Origin of the sequence: Planococcus salinarum (assembly GCF_007004625.1) — a bacterium.
GTDB classification, from domain to species: domain Bacteria; phylum Bacillota; class Bacilli; order Bacillales_A; family Planococcaceae; genus Planococcus; species Planococcus salinarum.
The window spans coordinates 1-16,228 of record NZ_ML660050.1 but is presented as its reverse complement, the minus strand read 5'-3'; the positions used below and the strand labels follow the sequence as shown (position 1 = coordinate 16,228).

The 16,228-nt window shown below is 47.6% G+C and carries 16 protein-coding genes, 1 tRNA gene and 1 rRNA gene; 4 read left to right on the top strand and 14 right to left on the bottom strand.

All coding sequences use genetic code 11. The features are described 5' to 3' along the window. Positions 1-8: 8 nt before the first annotated feature. From DIJ65_RS00820 to DIJ65_RS00810, 3 genes are all read right to left on the bottom strand, one after another. Complete coding sequence (locus DIJ65_RS00820; protein ID WP_117302130.1) at positions 9-980, bottom strand: tRNA dihydrouridine synthase; 972 nt, start codon at positions 978-980, stop codon at positions 9-11. Between the two features lie 309 nt (positions 981-1,289). Next, on the bottom strand, positions 1,290-2,228 hold the full coding sequence (locus tag DIJ65_RS00815; RefSeq protein ID WP_071152202.1) for a sensor domain-containing diguanylate cyclase: 939 nt from the start codon (positions 2,226-2,228) through the stop codon (positions 1,290-1,292). Positions 2,229-2,459: 231 nt separating this feature from the next. After that, a complete protein-coding gene (locus DIJ65_RS00810) occupies positions 2,460-3,305 on the bottom strand; it encodes a DegV family protein (RefSeq protein ID WP_071152201.1) in 846 nt (281 codons plus the stop codon). Positions 3,306-3,584: 279 nt separating this feature from the next. On the opposite strand from DIJ65_RS00810, the gene DIJ65_RS00805 reads away from it, so the two are divergent. Both DIJ65_RS00805 and DIJ65_RS00800 read left to right on the top strand, forming a co-directional pair. Continuing rightward, positions 3,585-4,772, top strand: a complete 1,188-nt coding sequence (locus tag DIJ65_RS00805; protein WP_071152200.1) for a hypothetical protein — start codon at positions 3,585-3,587, stop codon at positions 4,770-4,772. 168 nt (positions 4,773-4,940) lie between these two features. Further along, positions 4,941-5,705 (top strand): SDR family NAD(P)-dependent oxidoreductase, encoded by a 765-nt coding sequence (locus tag DIJ65_RS00800; RefSeq protein WP_071152199.1) that lies wholly within the window; start codon positions 4,941-4,943, stop codon positions 5,703-5,705. Between the two features lie 71 nt (positions 5,706-5,776). Here the strand turns inward: DIJ65_RS00800 and groL are convergent, their stop codons facing one another. Then, positions 5,777-7,408: a chaperonin GroEL gene (gene groL, locus DIJ65_RS00795; protein WP_117302128.1), complete on the bottom strand. Its 1,632-nt coding sequence runs from the start codon at positions 7,406-7,408 to the stop codon at positions 5,777-5,779. 39 nt (positions 7,409-7,447) lie between these two features. After that, entirely contained in the window at positions 7,448-7,732 is a 285-nt protein-coding gene (groES, locus tag DIJ65_RS00790; protein ID WP_071152198.1) for a co-chaperone GroES, read from the bottom strand. A 274-nt stretch (positions 7,733-8,006) separates the two neighbouring features. Here groES and DIJ65_RS00785 point away from each other — a divergent pair, with 274 nt between their 5' ends. Continuing rightward, positions 8,007-8,816 carry a CPBP family intramembrane glutamic endopeptidase gene (locus DIJ65_RS00785; RefSeq protein ID WP_117302126.1) on the top strand — a complete coding sequence of 270 codons (810 nt, stop codon included), beginning with the start codon at positions 8,007-8,009 and terminating at the stop codon, positions 8,814-8,816. Positions 8,817-8,898: 82 nt separating this feature from the next. Here DIJ65_RS00785 and tatC read toward each other — a convergent pair whose 3' ends face one another. From tatC to DIJ65_RS00770, 3 genes are all read right to left on the bottom strand, one after another. After that, positions 8,899-9,666 (bottom strand): twin-arginine translocase subunit TatC, encoded by a 768-nt coding sequence (tatC, locus tag DIJ65_RS00780; protein ID WP_117302124.1) that lies wholly within the window; start codon positions 9,664-9,666, stop codon positions 8,899-8,901. A gap of 12 nt (positions 9,667-9,678) precedes the next feature. Beyond that, the gene (locus tag DIJ65_RS00775) at positions 9,679-9,870 is read right to left on the bottom strand and encodes a twin-arginine translocase TatA/TatE family subunit (protein ID WP_117302122.1); all 192 of its coding nucleotides are present in this window, start codon (positions 9,868-9,870) and stop codon (positions 9,679-9,681) included. A gap of 91 nt (positions 9,871-9,961) precedes the next feature. Then, positions 9,962-10,597: a redox-sensing transcriptional repressor Rex gene (locus DIJ65_RS00770; protein WP_117302120.1), complete on the bottom strand. Its 636-nt coding sequence runs from the start codon at positions 10,595-10,597 to the stop codon at positions 9,962-9,964. Between the two features lie 129 nt (positions 10,598-10,726). On the opposite strand from DIJ65_RS00770, the gene DIJ65_RS00765 reads away from it, so the two are divergent. Beyond that, a complete protein-coding gene (locus DIJ65_RS00765; RefSeq protein ID WP_117302118.1) occupies positions 10,727-12,670 on the top strand; it encodes an ABC-F family ATP-binding cassette domain-containing protein in 1,944 nt (647 codons plus the stop codon). A 555-nt stretch (positions 12,671-13,225) separates the two neighbouring features. Here DIJ65_RS00765 and tsaD read toward each other — a convergent pair. The 6 genes from tsaD to rrf all read right to left on the bottom strand — a co-directional run bounded on the left by tsaD (position 13,226) and on the right by rrf (position 16,215). Next, a complete protein-coding gene (tsaD, locus tag DIJ65_RS00760) occupies positions 13,226-14,245 on the bottom strand; it encodes a tRNA (adenosine(37)-N6)-threonylcarbamoyltransferase complex transferase subunit TsaD (protein ID WP_117302116.1) in 1,020 nt (339 codons plus the stop codon). Beyond that, complete coding sequence (gene rimI, locus DIJ65_RS00755) at positions 14,238-14,693, bottom strand: ribosomal protein S18-alanine N-acetyltransferase (RefSeq protein ID WP_117302114.1); 456 nt, start codon at positions 14,691-14,693, stop codon at positions 14,238-14,240. The genes tsaD and rimI overlap by 8 nt, the downstream gene beginning before the upstream one ends. Continuing rightward, entirely contained in the window at positions 14,690-15,385 is a 696-nt protein-coding gene (tsaB, locus tag DIJ65_RS00750) for a tRNA (adenosine(37)-N6)-threonylcarbamoyltransferase complex dimerization subunit type 1 TsaB (RefSeq protein ID WP_117302112.1), read from the bottom strand. The genes rimI and tsaB overlap by 4 nt, the downstream gene beginning before the upstream one ends. After that, positions 15,382-15,834, bottom strand: coding sequence for a tRNA (adenosine(37)-N6)-threonylcarbamoyltransferase complex ATPase subunit type 1 TsaE (tsaE, locus tag DIJ65_RS00745; protein ID WP_117302110.1), 453 nt, complete (start codon positions 15,832-15,834; stop codon positions 15,382-15,384). The genes tsaB and tsaE overlap by 4 nt, the downstream gene beginning before the upstream one ends. Before the next feature lie 177 nt (positions 15,835-16,011). Next, positions 16,012-16,084, bottom strand: a tRNA-Asp gene (locus tag DIJ65_RS00740). Positions 16,085-16,099: 15 nt separating this feature from the next. Further along, a 5S ribosomal RNA gene (rrf, locus tag DIJ65_RS00735) occupies positions 16,100-16,215 on the bottom strand. Positions 16,216-16,228 lie beyond the last annotated feature (13 nt).

Here is a 16,228-nt window from a genome sequence, read left to right as displayed (position 1 = left end):
ATGCAGCTTTACTCCACCGTCACAGCCTCAAAATTATTGAGCAACTCACGCACTTCATCGGTCGTCTCTGTATACATCAGTTCATTTCTCAATTCACCGGCTCCCCGGATTCCGCGGACGTAAATCTTGAAGAAGCGGCGGAGCGGTTTGAATGAAATCGGGCCGATTTCTGTGGAATATTTATCATGCAGGTCCAGGTGCAGCCGCAGAAGATTGAACAATTCCCTGCTGCTGTGTTCTTTCGGCTCCTTTTCAAAGGCGTACGGATTATGAAAGATTCCGCGGCCGATCATGACGCCGTCTATGCCGTATTTCTCGGCAAGCTCCATGCCCGTCTGGTGATCCGGAATATCGCCATTGATCGTAATCAATGTATCCGGCGCGATTTCATCCCGCAATTGCTTAATCTCCGGAATCAATTCCCAATGCGCCGGCACAGCGCTCATTTCTTTTTTCGTGCGCAGGTGGATCGACAGGTTGGCGATGTCCTGCTCGAGTACATGCGTCAACCAGCCACGCCACTCGTCCACGCTCGTATAGCCCAGCCGCGTCTTGACACTGACCGGCAATCCGCCTGCTTTCGCCGCCTGGATAATCTCGGCTGCGTTATCCGGGTAATTGATCAGGCCGCTGCCTTTTCCTTTTGCGGCAACGTTCGGCACAGGGCAGCCCATGTTGATGTCGACGCCTTTAAAGCCCTGTTTTGCCATGCCGATGCTCATTTCGCGGAAATGCTCGGGTTTATTGCCCCATATATGCGCCACCATCGGCTGCTCGTCTTCTGTGAACGTCAGACGTCCGCGCACACTGAAGATCCCTTCAGGATGGCAATAGCTTTCTGTATTCGTAAATTCGGTAAAAAACACATCCGGCCGAGCCGCTTCAGCCACTACATGGCGGAAAACGACATTCGTCACATCTTCCATCGGCGCCAGTACAAAAAATGGCCGCGGCAGATCCTGCCAAAAATTCTCTTTCATATTCCAATTCCAATCCTTTCATAAGGGGGCAGAAGGCTCTCCCTCCAACCCGAAATTCGTGTTGCATCTATAATGGAAATCAATAAACAGCTATTGTTTCAGGAACGGCATCTCACTTTTTCTTAACCTTATACAGTTTACACGAATCCGGCTTTTGTGGAAAGCGGCGCGTGTCGAATGGTGATGCCACCTTTCTTTTTCGTCATAGTCCGGCAACATTTTAAAAGCTTTTCGCTTTCTTGCACCAAAAACGCCAACTTCGCGGACGAAGTTGGCGCGCAGGTTATTATATAGGAAGACGTTTGTCCATCAAGCAAACTTATACGTATTCTTTCCTGCCGTTTTCGCGCCGTATAGAGCCTGGTCGGCCTTTTTCAGCAAAGTCGTTAAATCGGCATCCGTTTCAGCAGGGAAGGCTGCAATGCCGATGCTAGTAGAGAGCTGATAATCCCCGTTCCAGAGATGTAAACTGGTCAGGAGTCGGTCCGCCCGCTCTTTCATTTCTTCCTGGCCGACTGTGCCGGAGAAACAGATTATGAACTCATCGCCCCCCCATCTGGCAACAAAAGCATCATTATAGTCATTCACAATTCCCTGAAGCCTTGCAGCGACGTCTTTCAACACGAGATCTCCTGTGTCGTGGCCATGCATATCATTCACCTTTTTGAAGCCATCCAGATCCAGGAAAAACAGTGCTCCACCATTATGGGCATCGGCCTCAAAAAACTTGGAAAGATAATGCCGGTTGTACAGTTCCGTCAATGAATCCCTAAAGGCAAAGCGCTCAAGGTCCAAATAATAGGTAAACATCCGGACGATGCGCTGCAGCAATTGGATGCTCTTGCTGTTAAATTGGCTCTCCTTGTGATGCACCGCACACAATGTGCCGAACCGCTCCCCGTTCAAACGCGAAATGGGAATACCCAAATAGGATTTAATATTGGCTTCTTCTAGGGTGGTCTTTAAATCCCCCGGACAGGCTTTTTTGATATCTTCATAGACCAGTGGCTGTTTTTTGTGGAAATCAATTCGGTCACATACCGTGTCCTCCAGATTGATCGCCATGCCCTCCGTCAATAAAATATTTGTATCCATATCCGACAGCTTCAGTATAATTTGCTGTGTATCGGTGAACGACGTCAAATAAATCAATTGGTCCGGCAAAATTTCTTTTGCCAGGTCCAGAACGTCTCTCGACAACTCATCAAAGTTCTTATACATTTGCAGGTCTTCCAGCATTGTTACCATAAAGCACCTCAATTAGTTTAAAAATTAACGATAACTTCTTCCTGATCTCTCTAATAATTTAAGTGTACCACGTACCCATCCATATAAATACAGACCCGCTGAGTCCCGGTTTTATTATTTTAGCCTGCGCTGGCGAAGTTGTTTGATCGTCCCTTTTCACACTGGAAAACCGCACAAAAAAGCCGTTGCTCCCATATGGACACAGCGGCTTTTGACCAGTTTTATTCAAACTTAATAGGCAACCCAGCTTAATCCTGTCGTGCCTTCGCCCGCATGAACGCCCACGCAGACACTCAGCGCAACAACTTCCACCTTTAAAGCCGGAAACTCCTGTTGGAGCTCGTTTTTCCAGAGTTCCGCATCCGCTGCATTATTGCAGTGAATAGCCGCAACTTCCGGCACCGCACCCGCAGCCATATCGGTCCGCAGTGCAGACATCACATTATTTTTTGCCCGCTTGTTTGAACGAACCTTTTCTTTCATGACAGTTATTCCATCAACAAAGGTGATGACCAGTTTAATGTTCAGTATATTGCTTAAGAATGTCTGGGTTCCGGAAACCCGGCCGCTTTTGTGCAATTGGTTCAGACTGGAGGGAATAAAGGATAAGTGGGATCGGGCCGTCATGCCCTGGATTGTTGCCACAACTTCTTCGACCTCTTTGCCCTTTGCAAACAGTTCTTCACCGATTTCTATCATTTTCACCATCGGAAACGAACCGATTTTGGAATCTATTGGATAGACCTTGAAGTCGGTCATTTTCGCAGCGGACTGCGCACTTTCAAAAGTACCTGACAGCCCGCTGGATAAGTGCACCGCAATCGCCAAATCGTAGCCATCCGCCTGCAATTTATCGTATAAAGCAAGCATCTCGCCGATTGCCGGCTGCGACGTTTTCGGCGAAACTTTCGCAGTGCGCAATTTATCGTAAAATTCTTCCTGTGTCAGATCCACCGATTCCCTGAATGTCCCATCAGCAAAAACAACACTGAGCGGCAGGACAAATACATCATGTTGTTTGATGAAAACGTCATCAAGTTGCGCAGCTGTGTCCGTAATCCATGCTATTTTTTTCATTAATAAGATTCTCCTTTATAGACAAATTCCATATCGGAATCATCTGTCTACTACCGCTAATTTACATGACGGAGCAATCAGGCACTAGTGACAGTTGTCATATTCGGAAGAAGTATTGGAGTGGCGGACATAAGTTGAACTTATTTTTGTTCAATACTCCGTGCATAATGGAATCGCGCCTTGAAACCGGAAAGTTCTCAGCTTTGCTCTGTTATTTCCTAAAAACAGTATTGTGGAAATTTATGGATGGGGTAAAATAAAAGATAAAAGGCATCTGGGGTGGAAGAGCTGGAGCAGCAAATATTATTGTTCAGCACGTTAAAAGCATTTGGGATTGCATTCGCAGTGGTCACGATTATTTATTGGGCAGGTAAAAGCGAACTGAATTACTTCAAATACCTGTTACGAACCGGCGGCAAAGGTTTCGTTTATGGATTTGTCAGTGTCATTGCGGCATCAATGGTGTATGTGGCTAGTGTGATAATCTCGTCCCTCCTGTTCGGCACCGACATGGAATATTACTATATGATTTACATCGTGGCGGGACTGCAATATATTTTCCTGGCAGTCGGCTGGGTTGCGGCGGCGGTTCAGGAAGTGGATAAGAAAAGGACGCCGCTATGGAAAGTGGCATTGGCATACATAGCAATAATCTCGGCCGTTTCGCTGCCACTTACTTTGGCGGAGTGGAAGCACTTGACGAACGCAAGGGAAGCGGCAGCTGAAGTGCAAGAAGCCCAATGGAAGGCAGCAATCAGCGAGTTCGGACAGAGTGTGAATGCAGAGTTCGATTTTGACGGGGCGAGCCGTTCCATCATTAACGGTGAGCAGGTGAATTATACTATTTCGGTGATTGAGATAAATGATGTGAAAGCCGTCGACGGCGTGAAGAGCAGCCTGCTTGTTGAAATGGCTATGCAAGGCGAAATTCGAAACAAAGAAGAACTCCAAAGTGAAATTCAACGGATCGCCAGAGAAAGCGCAGAAGAGAAGCTGCGGAATCAGCAGCGGCAACTGAATGAGGGATCGGATGCGGTTTATCAGGCATTGGCGGAAAAGTACGGCATCGATCCGGCCACCAAAAGCGCAGAGCCCGTTTACAAAGAGTTGGAGCTGATGGGAGTAAGAAATGATGGCGACACTTTCCGCAAAGAAGTGGACTTCGAGAAAGCGGACTCTGTTCAATACGGGCAATATTTTGCGCTGGAAATGGATTTTCGGGAAGACACAGCGGAACTTCAGGAAAAGGTGGTGGCTGCTGTTTTCCTGCTGGACCGCCTCGGCTGGACTGCGGCAGACTTTATCTTGTTCAGCGATTCGAGCGGAATGTACCAGCCTGTAAAGGTCTGCACCATGAGCCAACTTGAGAAACGGGAAGCGCTGGCAGAGACCATGGATTTCCGTGTGCCGGCAAAAGAGGGGTTTTCGATTTACGACCAGTCGTGTGAACCGATGTTTTCACGCTAGAAGTGGCTGAGGGAATGCGGGAATGAGCAATGAGTAGAATTGTTTTTGAACCAACTTCTCTCTGGATTGCTTCCTTACCCAAGAGCTCTCCTCACATCAGTTGCTTTCCGGTTAATGTTAACAGTACGATAGTTGTGTATCATAATAAATTTCAGTGGAGGAATGCTTATGAAATACACCGTCATTACAGGCGCCAGCTCAGGCATTGGCTACGAAACCGCGTTAGCTTTTGCAGCACGGAATAAAAACCTCATTCTCATTGCAAGACGCGAAGCCCAGCTTAACGACTTAAAAAGAGCCATCCACAACATGAACCCTGACCTGGACGTCGTCATCAAGCCCACAGACCTTTCTGACAGTGACCAGGTTCATGATCTCTACGACAGCCTCAAAGACTATGACATTGAAACCTGGATCAACAATGCCGGTTTCGGAAACAGTGCAACTGTTGCCGAACAGGAGGCAAAAAAGATTGAAAAGATGCTTCGTGTAAACGTTGAAGCGCTTACCACTCTCTCCACACTTTACGCTCGTGATTATTCCGGCAAAGAAGGCACGCAGTTAATCAACGTATCCTCTGACTTGGGCTACAGGATTGTTCCAAATGCTGTATCGTATGCTGCGACCAAGTTCTACGTCAGCGCATTTACAGAAGGGCTGGCCCAGGAACTGCATGATCACGACTCTCCGATGAAAGCAAAAATACTTGCGCCGTCTATGACCGAAACGGAATTTGTAAAAACCGCCCGTGAACTGGACGAGTTCAGCTACAGTGACAATGTCCAACAATTCCACACCGCAAAAGAAATGGCCCAATTCATGCTGGATCTCTACGACAGCGAGAAGGTCATTGGGAAAGTGAACAGTGAGAGCTATGAATTCGAATTGATGGATCCTATTTTCCCGTATACTTCGAAGCGTACAGCGAAGTGATTGGACTATTTTTCTCCATAAGAAAACTCCTCCCACTAAGTGAGAGGAGTTTTCTTTATGGTTAGACGAAATTACATCATGCCGCCCATGCCGCCCATATCAGGCATGCCGCCACCGCCGTTGTTTTCTTCCGGAATGTATGCCACTACCGCCTCGGTAGTCAGGAACATAGCCGCAACGGATGCTGCGTTTTGAAGTGCATAACGCGTCACTTTGGTCGGATCGACGATACCTGCTTCCATCATGTTGACCCAAGTACCATTTGCTGCGTTGAAGCCGATGCCGATTTCTTCTGATTTCAGGCGATGAACGATGATCGATCCTTCAAGGCCTGCGTTTGTCGCGATTTGGCGAACCGGCTCTTCAAGTGCGCGAAGAACGATTTTAACGCCTGTTGCCACGTCGCCTTCTGTTGTTTCAAGAAGTTCTGCGACTTTATTATAAACGTTTACAAGTGCTGTACCGCCGCCTGCCACGATGCCTTCTTCAACTGCCGCGCGTGTTGCGTTCAACGCATCTTCAATGCGGAGTTTGCGTTCTTTCAATTCCGTTTCAGTAGCCGCTCCGACTTTGATGACTGCTACGCCGCCGGCAAGTTTCGCCAACCGTTCCTGCAATTTCTCTTTGTCGAATTCAGAAGTTGTTTCTTCCAATTGGCTGCGGATCTGGCTGACGCGTCCAACGATGTTCTGGGAATCCCCAGCGCCTTCAACGATTGTTGTGTTTTCTTTCGTAACAACAACTTTCACTGCGCGTCCAAGCTGTGCAATGTTCGTCGTTTTCAATTCAAGTCCAAGGTCCTCTGTGATGACTTCAGCGCCCGTCAATGCTGCGATATCTTCCAGCATCGCTTTGCGGCGGTCGCCGAATCCTGGAGCTTTGACCGCTACAGCGTTGAATGTACCGCGAAGTTTATTGACCACCAAAGTAGCCAATGCTTCGCCTTCCACGTCTTCAGCGATGATCAACAACGGCTTGCTTTGCTGAACAACCTGCTCAAGGACCGGAAGGATTTCCTGGATATTGCCGATTTTCTTGTCAGTAACAAGGATGAACGGGTTCTCAAGAACCGCTTCCATCTTGTCTGAATCCGTCACCATGTATGGGGACTGGTAACCGCGGTCGAATTGCATCCCTTCAACTACGTCAAGTTCAGTCGTGAAACCGCGTGATTCTTCCAATGTAATGACGCCGTCGTTGCCGACACGCTCCATCGCTTCAGCAATCAGGTTGCCCACTTCCACGTCGCCGGATGAAATCGCTGCAACTTGTGCAATCGATTCTTTGTCTTCGATTTGCTGGGATACAGCTTTCAATCCTTCAACAGCGCTTTCCACTGCCATTTCAATACCGCGGCGAATGCCGACAGGGTTCGCGCCGGCCGTGACGTTTTTCAAACCTTCACGGATCATTGCCTGCGCAAGAACTGTTGCAGTCGTTGTGCCGTCACCGGCGATGTCATTTGTTTTAGAAGCAACTTCAGCCACGAGTTTCGCACCCATGTTTTCAAAAGCGTTTTCAAGTTCGATTTCTTTTGCAATCGTCACGCCGTCATTCGTAATCAGCGGTGAACCGAATTTCTTCTCAAGCACAACATTGCGCCCTTTTGGCCCAAGCGTAACTTTTACCGCGTCGGCCAATTTATCTACACCCTGCAGCATGAGGGTACGTGCATCTTCACTGAACTTAATCTCTTTTGCCATAATTAGCTTCCTCCTCTGATTCAATTCGTATTTTATTATTTAGCCGATTACTGCTAAAATATCGTTTTCACGTAAAATTAAGTATTCTTTGCCTTCGTATTTCAATTCAGATCCTGCATATTTCGAGAAGATTACGCGGTCGCCTTCTTTGACATCCAGCTCCGTGCGTACGCCGTTTTCGCGGATCAAGCCATTTCCTACCGCGATGACATTGCCTTCCTGTGGTTTTTCCTGTGCCGAACCCGGCAGGACAATCCCGCTTGAAGTCTTTTCTTCCGCTTCGATAAGTTCAATGATAACCCGGTCTCCTAATGGTCTTAACAATTGAAACACCCTCCTCTGAATAAGTAAATGCAATTATTAGCAGTCTCTCTCTTCGAGTGCTAACACATTTATCAGTTTAATAAAAATAATGAATATTTGCAAGTATGAAGGTGGTCTGTCAATAAAAGTGTACAGTGGTTTTTCCCGGCAGCCGATTCGGCTTATGCCTTTCAGAGCTTAACGGGCGCCTCCGCTTTTCTCTATTTCTTTGCGCTATTTTTTTGAAACCACTACAATAGAAAAGAGATCTGCAATCGAAAGGAATTTTGCATACATGACCACCAGGAAAAACCCGCTTTCAAATAAACTCTTTAAAAACTCCGGAACAAAAACAAAAAAGAAAACCAAAAGGACTTCCCTTTATGTCCTGTTGATCTTCATCGCAATTCAATTGTCTCCTGTCCTGTTCATCAACTCTACCTATGATTATTTCATCGATCAGGGGCTTGATCCTGACATGGCACAGGCGGCGACTTCCGGCTGGCTCATTTTCATTGCCATGGGCATCGGATTGGCTATAGCCCTGATTCTTGTTTTCCGCGACAAGAAGTTCTTTGATATCTGGAAAGGCAAGAAACTGGGTATCGGCTGGACCCTTCTCTGGGGGATATTCGGATTTCTGTTGCTCCTCATCGGACAGTCGCTTGCCGCGCTGATCGAATTTGCCATCGGCATTGAACCGGGCTCTGAAAACACGGCCAATCTCGTAAGTATCGCCGAAGTTGTACCGGCCGCCATTTTCGCCGTCGTCCTCTTCGGTCCGATAATGGAAGAACTCGTTTTCCGGCGTGTCATTTTCGGTTCATTGAACCAGGTCACCAACTTCTGGATCGCCACAGCCGTCAGCGCCGTTGTCTTTGCGATCGTCCATATGGAATTTGCCCATATCCTGCTGTACTTCACAACCGGCCTCATCCTGGCGTTCCTGTACCAGAAAACCAAACGCCTGCTGGCTCCGATCATCGCCCATATCCTGCTGAACGGCTACGTCATGCTCATTCAGCTCAACATGGACAAAATCAACCGCTTTATCGAACGCCTGGAACAATTGGAGCAATTGCAATTTGTCTTCCACCTTCTTTAAACGACCAAAGCCCGGCTGCAAATATGCAGCCGGGCTTTTAACTTTTATAAAATGGTATGCGCATAAAAAAGCCTCCCAGGGTTTATTCCCCTGAAAGGCCTTGTTGATCTTCGATTGCCTGCTGCTGTTCGGCTTTCAAAAACTTGCGATAACCGATCTTGGCGATGACAATACTGAATTCGTATAACAGAATCAATGGCAGCGTCACGATGAGATGCGAGATGATGTCCGGCGGTGTGATGAAAGCCGCGATGACCACCAGGACAAAATACGCGTATTTTCGGTATTTCGTCATCAGCATCGGCGTAATGATTCCGAGCCGTGTCAGGAACAGCATCAGCACCGGCAATTGGAAAATGAAGCCGAATGGCAATGTGATCTGGAACAGGAACTGGAAGTATTCATTGATTCCGATGGTTTCCTGGATATCCAGGTTATCGGAAATATTCAACATAAAGCCGATTACGTACGGGAACAGCACCAAGTAGGAAAAGGCAATCCCGCCGACGAACAGCAATAGGGAAAACGGGATGTAGCTCAGCGTCGCCCGCCGTTCTTTATCATGCAGTCCCGGGCTGATGAAGGCCCAGAAATGATACATAATTACGGGTGAAGTGATGAACAGCGCAAGAATCATGATGACCTGCATGTAGATTTTCAGTGGATCGGTAATCTTAAAGGCATTCAATGTCAGATTTTCAGCTTCCTCGGTAAACTGCAGATACTGAATCAGCGGCTCTGCGAGAAAAAAGCTGGCAATGACGGCCAATAGAAAGAAAACGACTATAATCGTCAGCCGTTTTCTCAATTCACCTATATGTTCAACTAATGTCATATCTTTTTCAGTCATCGGATAAACATCCTATCGTATTTCTTTTTGCTCTTCTTTCTTCGTGGCTGTGTTATCGTCGTCATCATCAACAAGCCCTTTTGTGGCATTCTTGAATTCGCGGAGTGAAGAACCGAACGCTTTACCCAATTCCGGCAATTTCTTCGGTCCGAAAACAAGCAATGCTACAACTCCGATAATGATTAAACTTAGTGGACCTGGCATAATTGACACCTCCTGTAGTATGGGTCTTATTTTACAGCATCTGCGGCGCTTTGGCTATTTCCACCGGCTCTTCAAATGTGAAGGTTTTGAGTCATGTTTGCTTGATCAGATAAATCAGCGTCTGCAGTTCAACCGACAAGTCGATCGTCTGGACACGGATATGCGCAGGGACGGCAATGCGGACCGGCGTGAAGTTCAGAATCCCTTTGATATCCGTTTGGGCCAGACGATCCGTAACTTCCTGTGCGGAGCGTGATGGCACAGTCAGGATGACCACCTCGACCCCATATTGCTTTATCTTCTCTTCTATCATATCCGGATGAAATGTATCGATGCCACTGATTTTCTCGCCTTCATGCGGGCTGTTCGAATCGAACGCCAGAATGATTTTCGTGTTGTGGTTGCGGTGGAAATTGTATTTCAGGAATGCGCTGCCGAGGCTCCCGACACCGATCAAGGCCACATTCGTCGCTTCGTCCTGGTCCAGCGTCTTGCGGAAAAATTCCAGCAGTTCCTGCACTTCGTAGCCATAGCCTTTTTTGCCAAGTGCGCCGAGATGGGAAAAGTCCCTCCGGATCGTGGCGGAATCGATTTTCATTGCTTCGCTGAGTTCCTGGGAAGAGATTCTCTTCTGTCCGGCGTTGGCGAAATTCTGGAGAAAACGGTAATAGAGTGGAAGCCGTTTCGTAGTGGCTTGTGGAATTTTGGATGTTGGTTCCTGTAACATGTGATGTTACCTCCCGGGTCTTGTCAAATCGACTTTATCTTACATGAGGCGGCTCGATATGTAAAGGCTTGGCTGATTGCGAAGCCTGCCTCTATCGGCTACACTTAGGAGGAATAGAGGTGACCCAAAATGATCGTTTTGCAAGTAAACCAAGTCTATAAATCGTTCGGGGCGGACGAGATTCTCTCCGGCGTCAAATTAGAAGTCCAACACCGTGACCGGGTTGCTCTTGTCGGCCGCAACGGTGCCGGCAAATCCACGTTGCTGAAAATTATTTCCGGGGAAATATCGCATGACAGCGGTGACATCATCATGCCGAAAGACCTGACCATCGGCTACCTTGAGCAGCAAAGCAAGCTTGAGTCCGATATGAGTATCTGGGATGAAATGATGACCATTTTCAGCGGTTTCCGCAAACAGGAGGAGCAATTGCGCCATTTGGAACGACAGATGGCGGATCCTGACGTCTACAACGATCCCGACACAAATGAAAAAGTCATGAAAGACTATGACGAGTTGCAGGTTGAATTCAAGGATGCCGGCGGTTATCAGTATGAAGCCGATACCCGGGCCATTCTGCACGGCATGAAATTCTATCCGGATGATTTCGGCAAAAAAGTGGTTTCATTGTCCGGGGGCCAGAAAACGCGGCTGATGCTGGCGAAACTTCTCCTTTCAAAGCCGCAGCTTTTAATCCTCGATGAGCCGACCAATCACCTGGATATTGAAACTTTGAGCTGGCTGGAGAATTATTTGAAGAATTACCCCGGCGCAATCCTCGTCGTTTCGCATGACCGGTATTTCCTTGATCAAATCGTTACGCTGGTCTATGAAGTATCACGGCACCGGGTCAAGAAATTCAATGGCAACTACAGCCGTTACCTGGAGGAAAAAGCAAATCAATACGAACTGGACCAAAAGCAGTTCGAAAAGCAGCAAGGCGAGAAAGCCAAACTGGAAGATTACGTTGCCCGTAATCTGGTTCGTGCCTCGACCACTAAAATGGCACAGAGCCGACGCAAAATTCTTGAAAAAACCGATTGGATGGAAGCTCCGGACGGCAGTGAAAAATCAGCCCGTTTCGGATTCACGATTGCAAAACAAAGCGGCAACGATGTGCTCAACATACAGGAGCTGAAAATTGGCTACAGTGGCAAACCGGTGTCCGAAAACATCAATTTGAAGCTTTACCGCAAGGAAAGCCTGGCACTCGTCGGTCCGAACGGTGTCGGCAAGTCGACGCTGCTGAAAACCATCATGAAAGAAATACAGCCGCTCGCCGGCAACATCCATTACGGCACCGGCATCCAATTCGGCTATTATGACCAGGAACAGGCCAACCTGAAAGGCAATAAGCTCGTTTTGAATGAGCTTTGGGACGATTACCCAATGGTCAATGAAAAGGATATCCGCGGGATTCTTGGCCGTTTCCTGTTTTCCGGCGACGATGTTCTGAAACCGGTATCCTCACTTTCCGGCGGAGAAAAAGCGCGTGTCGCCCTGGCCAAATTGATGATGCAAAAAGCGAATGTCCTGCTGCTCGATGAGCCGACCAACCATTTGGACCTCGACAGCAAGGAAGTCCTCGAAAATGCGTTGATCGACTACCCGGGCACCATCCTTTTCGTGTCCCACGACCGTTATTTCATGAACCGCATAGCCACCAAAGTTGTCGAATTGATGAAAGAAGGCACTACCGAATACCTTGGCGACTACGATTATTACGTGGAAAAAAAGTTGGAAACGGAAGAATTGAAAGCGTTGGAAGAAGCCGAAAATCCTTCGACTCCCAATAAACCGGAAACGGCCCCTTCCACGTCCCAAATCGATAAAGAAGCGAAGAAACTGGAGCGCCAGCTGACTCGCCAGCTCGAAGAAGTCGAACAAGAGATGGAAGGACTGGATCTTCAAATCGCGGAAACTGAAGAACAATTTACGGACCCGGAAATTTTCCAGGATCATGAACGGCTCCTCCCGCTGCAGCAGCATTTGGAAGAATTGAAAGGCCGGCACGAAGAGACCATGGCACACTGGCTCGAACTGCAGGAAAAACTTGAACATATCAACAGTTGACCGTATACATTTGTATACGGTTTTTCTATGTCCAGACTCCAGCTGCCCAGCCCCTCGATTCGCTTCGGATTTGCCCTTCATGGCAAAGGACGCCATGACGATCAAACCCTCCAGCGCTTGTCGGGGCTTAACGGGCAGTGTCGCTTTTCGGTGTCCCACATCTTGGTCAATACCTTTTTGTGAAATATTTGTTTCCACAAAGTTGTACACATTCTCTCTCCTGTGATATCAGCTATCAACAGAGTTATGAACATTATCCACAAAAGAGAAAAATGTTATCCACATACTATACTGCTATATAGTACACAAGATATAGGAAATCACCAAGTTATTCTCCACTTACAAACAGCTTACTAACAAATTGTGCATAAGTACAAATGTTCTCTATTGACAGAATACACCCGGTTTGTTCATAAGCAGTGGATAAGTGTTGCTACTTTTCATAGTTTTTCATTAATTCTGCGGGTTCCTTTCAAGTTATACACAAACCCGAAAAAGCTCTTCATCCAGCGTTGGGATGAAGAGCTTTTCTATATTATGTGATTGTGCATTTTTTTAAATCCAGGAACCCATTTCCATGCCCGGCCGGCCATTCATTGCCATATTGCCGCGGATGCCTTTTTCGAACATCACTGTTCCGGCGGCTGCAATCATTGCCGCATTGTCCGTGCACAGACTCAAAGGGGGGATAAAGAATGGAATCTCTTTTTCCGCAAATTCCTTTTCCAGTGAAGCGCGCAAGCCTTTATTAGCCGCCACTCCGCCTGCTGCAATTACTTGCCGCACATTATATTGGGATGCAGCACGCAGGGTTTTGGCAGTAACAACTTCCACTACACTATTCTGGAATCCTGCTGCAACGTCTTCAGGTGCCACCTGTTCTCCGCGTTGCGCCGCATTGTGCATATAATTCAACACAGAGGATTTCAGGCCACTGAAACTGAAGTCGTAAGTGCCTTCTTCCAGCCAGACACGAGGGAATTTCACGGGATGGCTGCTTTCATGCGCCAGCCGGTCGATATGTGGACCTCCCGGATACGGAAGATTCAAAGTACGGGCAACTTTATCATATGCTTCCCCTGCTGCGTCGTCACGTGTCTCCCCGATCACTTCAAAATGACCATGTTCCTTCATATAAACCAGTTCCGTATGTCCACCGGAAATCACCAAAGCAAGCAGTGGAAATTCCATTTCCTGCGCCAGGCGATTGGCGTAAATGTGGCCGGCGATATGATGGACTCCTATAATCGGCAATTGATGGGCAAAAGCGAATGCCTTCGCAGCATTCACGCCGATCAATAGCGCACCGACCAGTCCGGGCCCTTCGGTTACTGCTACTGCGTTTAATTCCGCAGGCACCATATCAGCCTGTTTCAACGCTTCTTCGATGACGATTGTAATCTGTTCCACATGGTGCCTTGACGCGATTTCCGGCACCACACCTCCAAAACGTTTATGGCTCTCGATCTGTGAGGCCACTACATTTGAAACAATTTCCGTCCCGTTCTTCACGACAGATGCCGCTGTTTCATCGCAGCTTGTCTCTATTCCCAATACGTAAATATCTTCACTCATCAAAATTCACCCACATCACTATGGCATCCTCATAATTATCCGAATAATAGCTTTTGCGGATGCCACCATTTTTAAACCCCAATTTCTCATACAGGCTTCGCGCCGGCGTATTGCTGACCCTTGCTTCAAGCGTCATCGCCTTGGCTCCGTTTTCCTTTGCCACATCAATCGCGGCACGCATCAGCTTTTCACCCAGCTTTTTCCCGCGCTGATCCGGACGAATGGCGATATTCGTCACATGGCATTCATCCATGATAATCCACAATCCACAAAAGCCGACAATGCCGTCCTTTGTTTCCGCCAATACATAATAAGCATGCTGGTTGTCCATCATTTCATAAAAGAAGGCTTCTTTTGTCCAGGGCAAAGAAAAGGATGCATGTTCAATTTCATAAACGGCATCAATATCCTCCAAGCCCATTTTGCGGAATGTCACTTCTTCGGTCATGACTCCCCGCCGCCTTGCGCTTTAATGTAATTCGCTTCAGCTTCCGTAATCCGGCGATATTCCGGCACTGCGTGATGAATATCCTGCTCTGCCGACTGTTTCGCCAGCATAATCAGATTCGAAGCCCGCGGCAACCGGTTCTGCGGTGCTGCAAAAAATGCCCGGTCTCCCAGAATTTCACGAATTACCGCCTCATGAATTTCAATATCAATTCCGGTGAATAAAACCGGACGTCCCAGTTCTTTTAACTTGTTCAGAAATTCGCTGACTTCACTATGCTGGTCAGGAATGAGCGATTCGAGGCTTTCTCCTTCGTATGCGCCCATGAAAGCCGTGCCTCTTCTGGCATCCATTAGCGGACAAATGACGCCATCAAAGAATTGGCCATTGCCAGCCAACACTTTCAGGCTCGACACCATATGCAGCGGTATTTTCAATGACCAGGCCAGCGTTTTGGCAATCGTCAATCCGATGCGAACACCCGTATAGGAACCTGGACCTTCCGCCACCGCAATGTGCGTTAATTCTGCCGGTTTTATCTTCGCCTTAGCCATCATTTCTTCGATTGCCGGCATTGCCGTCAACGAATGATTGATCTTAAGATTCAGAGTTTCTTCTATTAAAATGGTGTCATCTTTTGCCAACGCAATGGCTAAAGGGGAATTCGAGGTATCAATCCCTAGATAAATCATGGCATAAGCTCCTTGCAAAGAGTTTCATAACGCGTGCCTAACGGGTGAAAACGGATTGCACGGCTTTCTTCCGACAGGCGTTCCATATTGATTTCGAGACGCTCTTTCGGTAAATAATCTTCTATGAATTGTGCCCATTCGACAACCGAAACTGCATCATCAGCAAACAATTCATCAAAGCCGATGTCTTCATCGCTGTTCTCAAGGCGGTAGACATCCAAATGATTCAAATTCAGATCACCCGAATATTGCTTTAAAATGGTGAACGTCGGGCTGTTGACCATCCGTTTGATGCCGAGTCCCTTCGCCAGGCCTTTTGTAAAAGTTGTTTTTCCGGCTCCGAGGCCGCCTTCCAAAGTCAGCAAATCTCCTGGCTGCAGGTATTCGGCCAGCTTTGCAGCAAACCGTTCCGTTTCTTCCGGTGAAGTTACTTCTATTATATAAGTCATTATTTCTGTCACCTCTATTGAGTCTTAACATAGTTTAGCGGAGATGTGCCAGTAAATCAAAAAATATTATCCACAGGTTCCAGTTGCTCCGAAACTCCAATGCTTAACCGGGATAAAACCGCCTGCTTTTAGGCAAAAAAAAATAAACACAGCGGTTTGGCTGTGTTTATCATAAGACGGTCCCGACCGGGATCGAACCGGCGATCTCCTGCGTGACAGGCAGGCATGTTAACCGCTACACCACGGGACCAAAAAATAAAAAACAGACCAGCGACGTCCTACTCTCACAGGGGGAGACCCCCAACTACCATCGGCGCAAAAGAGCTTAACTGCCGTGTTCGGGATGGGAACGGGTGTGGCCTCTTTGCCATCGTCACTGGACTGGTTTTTTTGA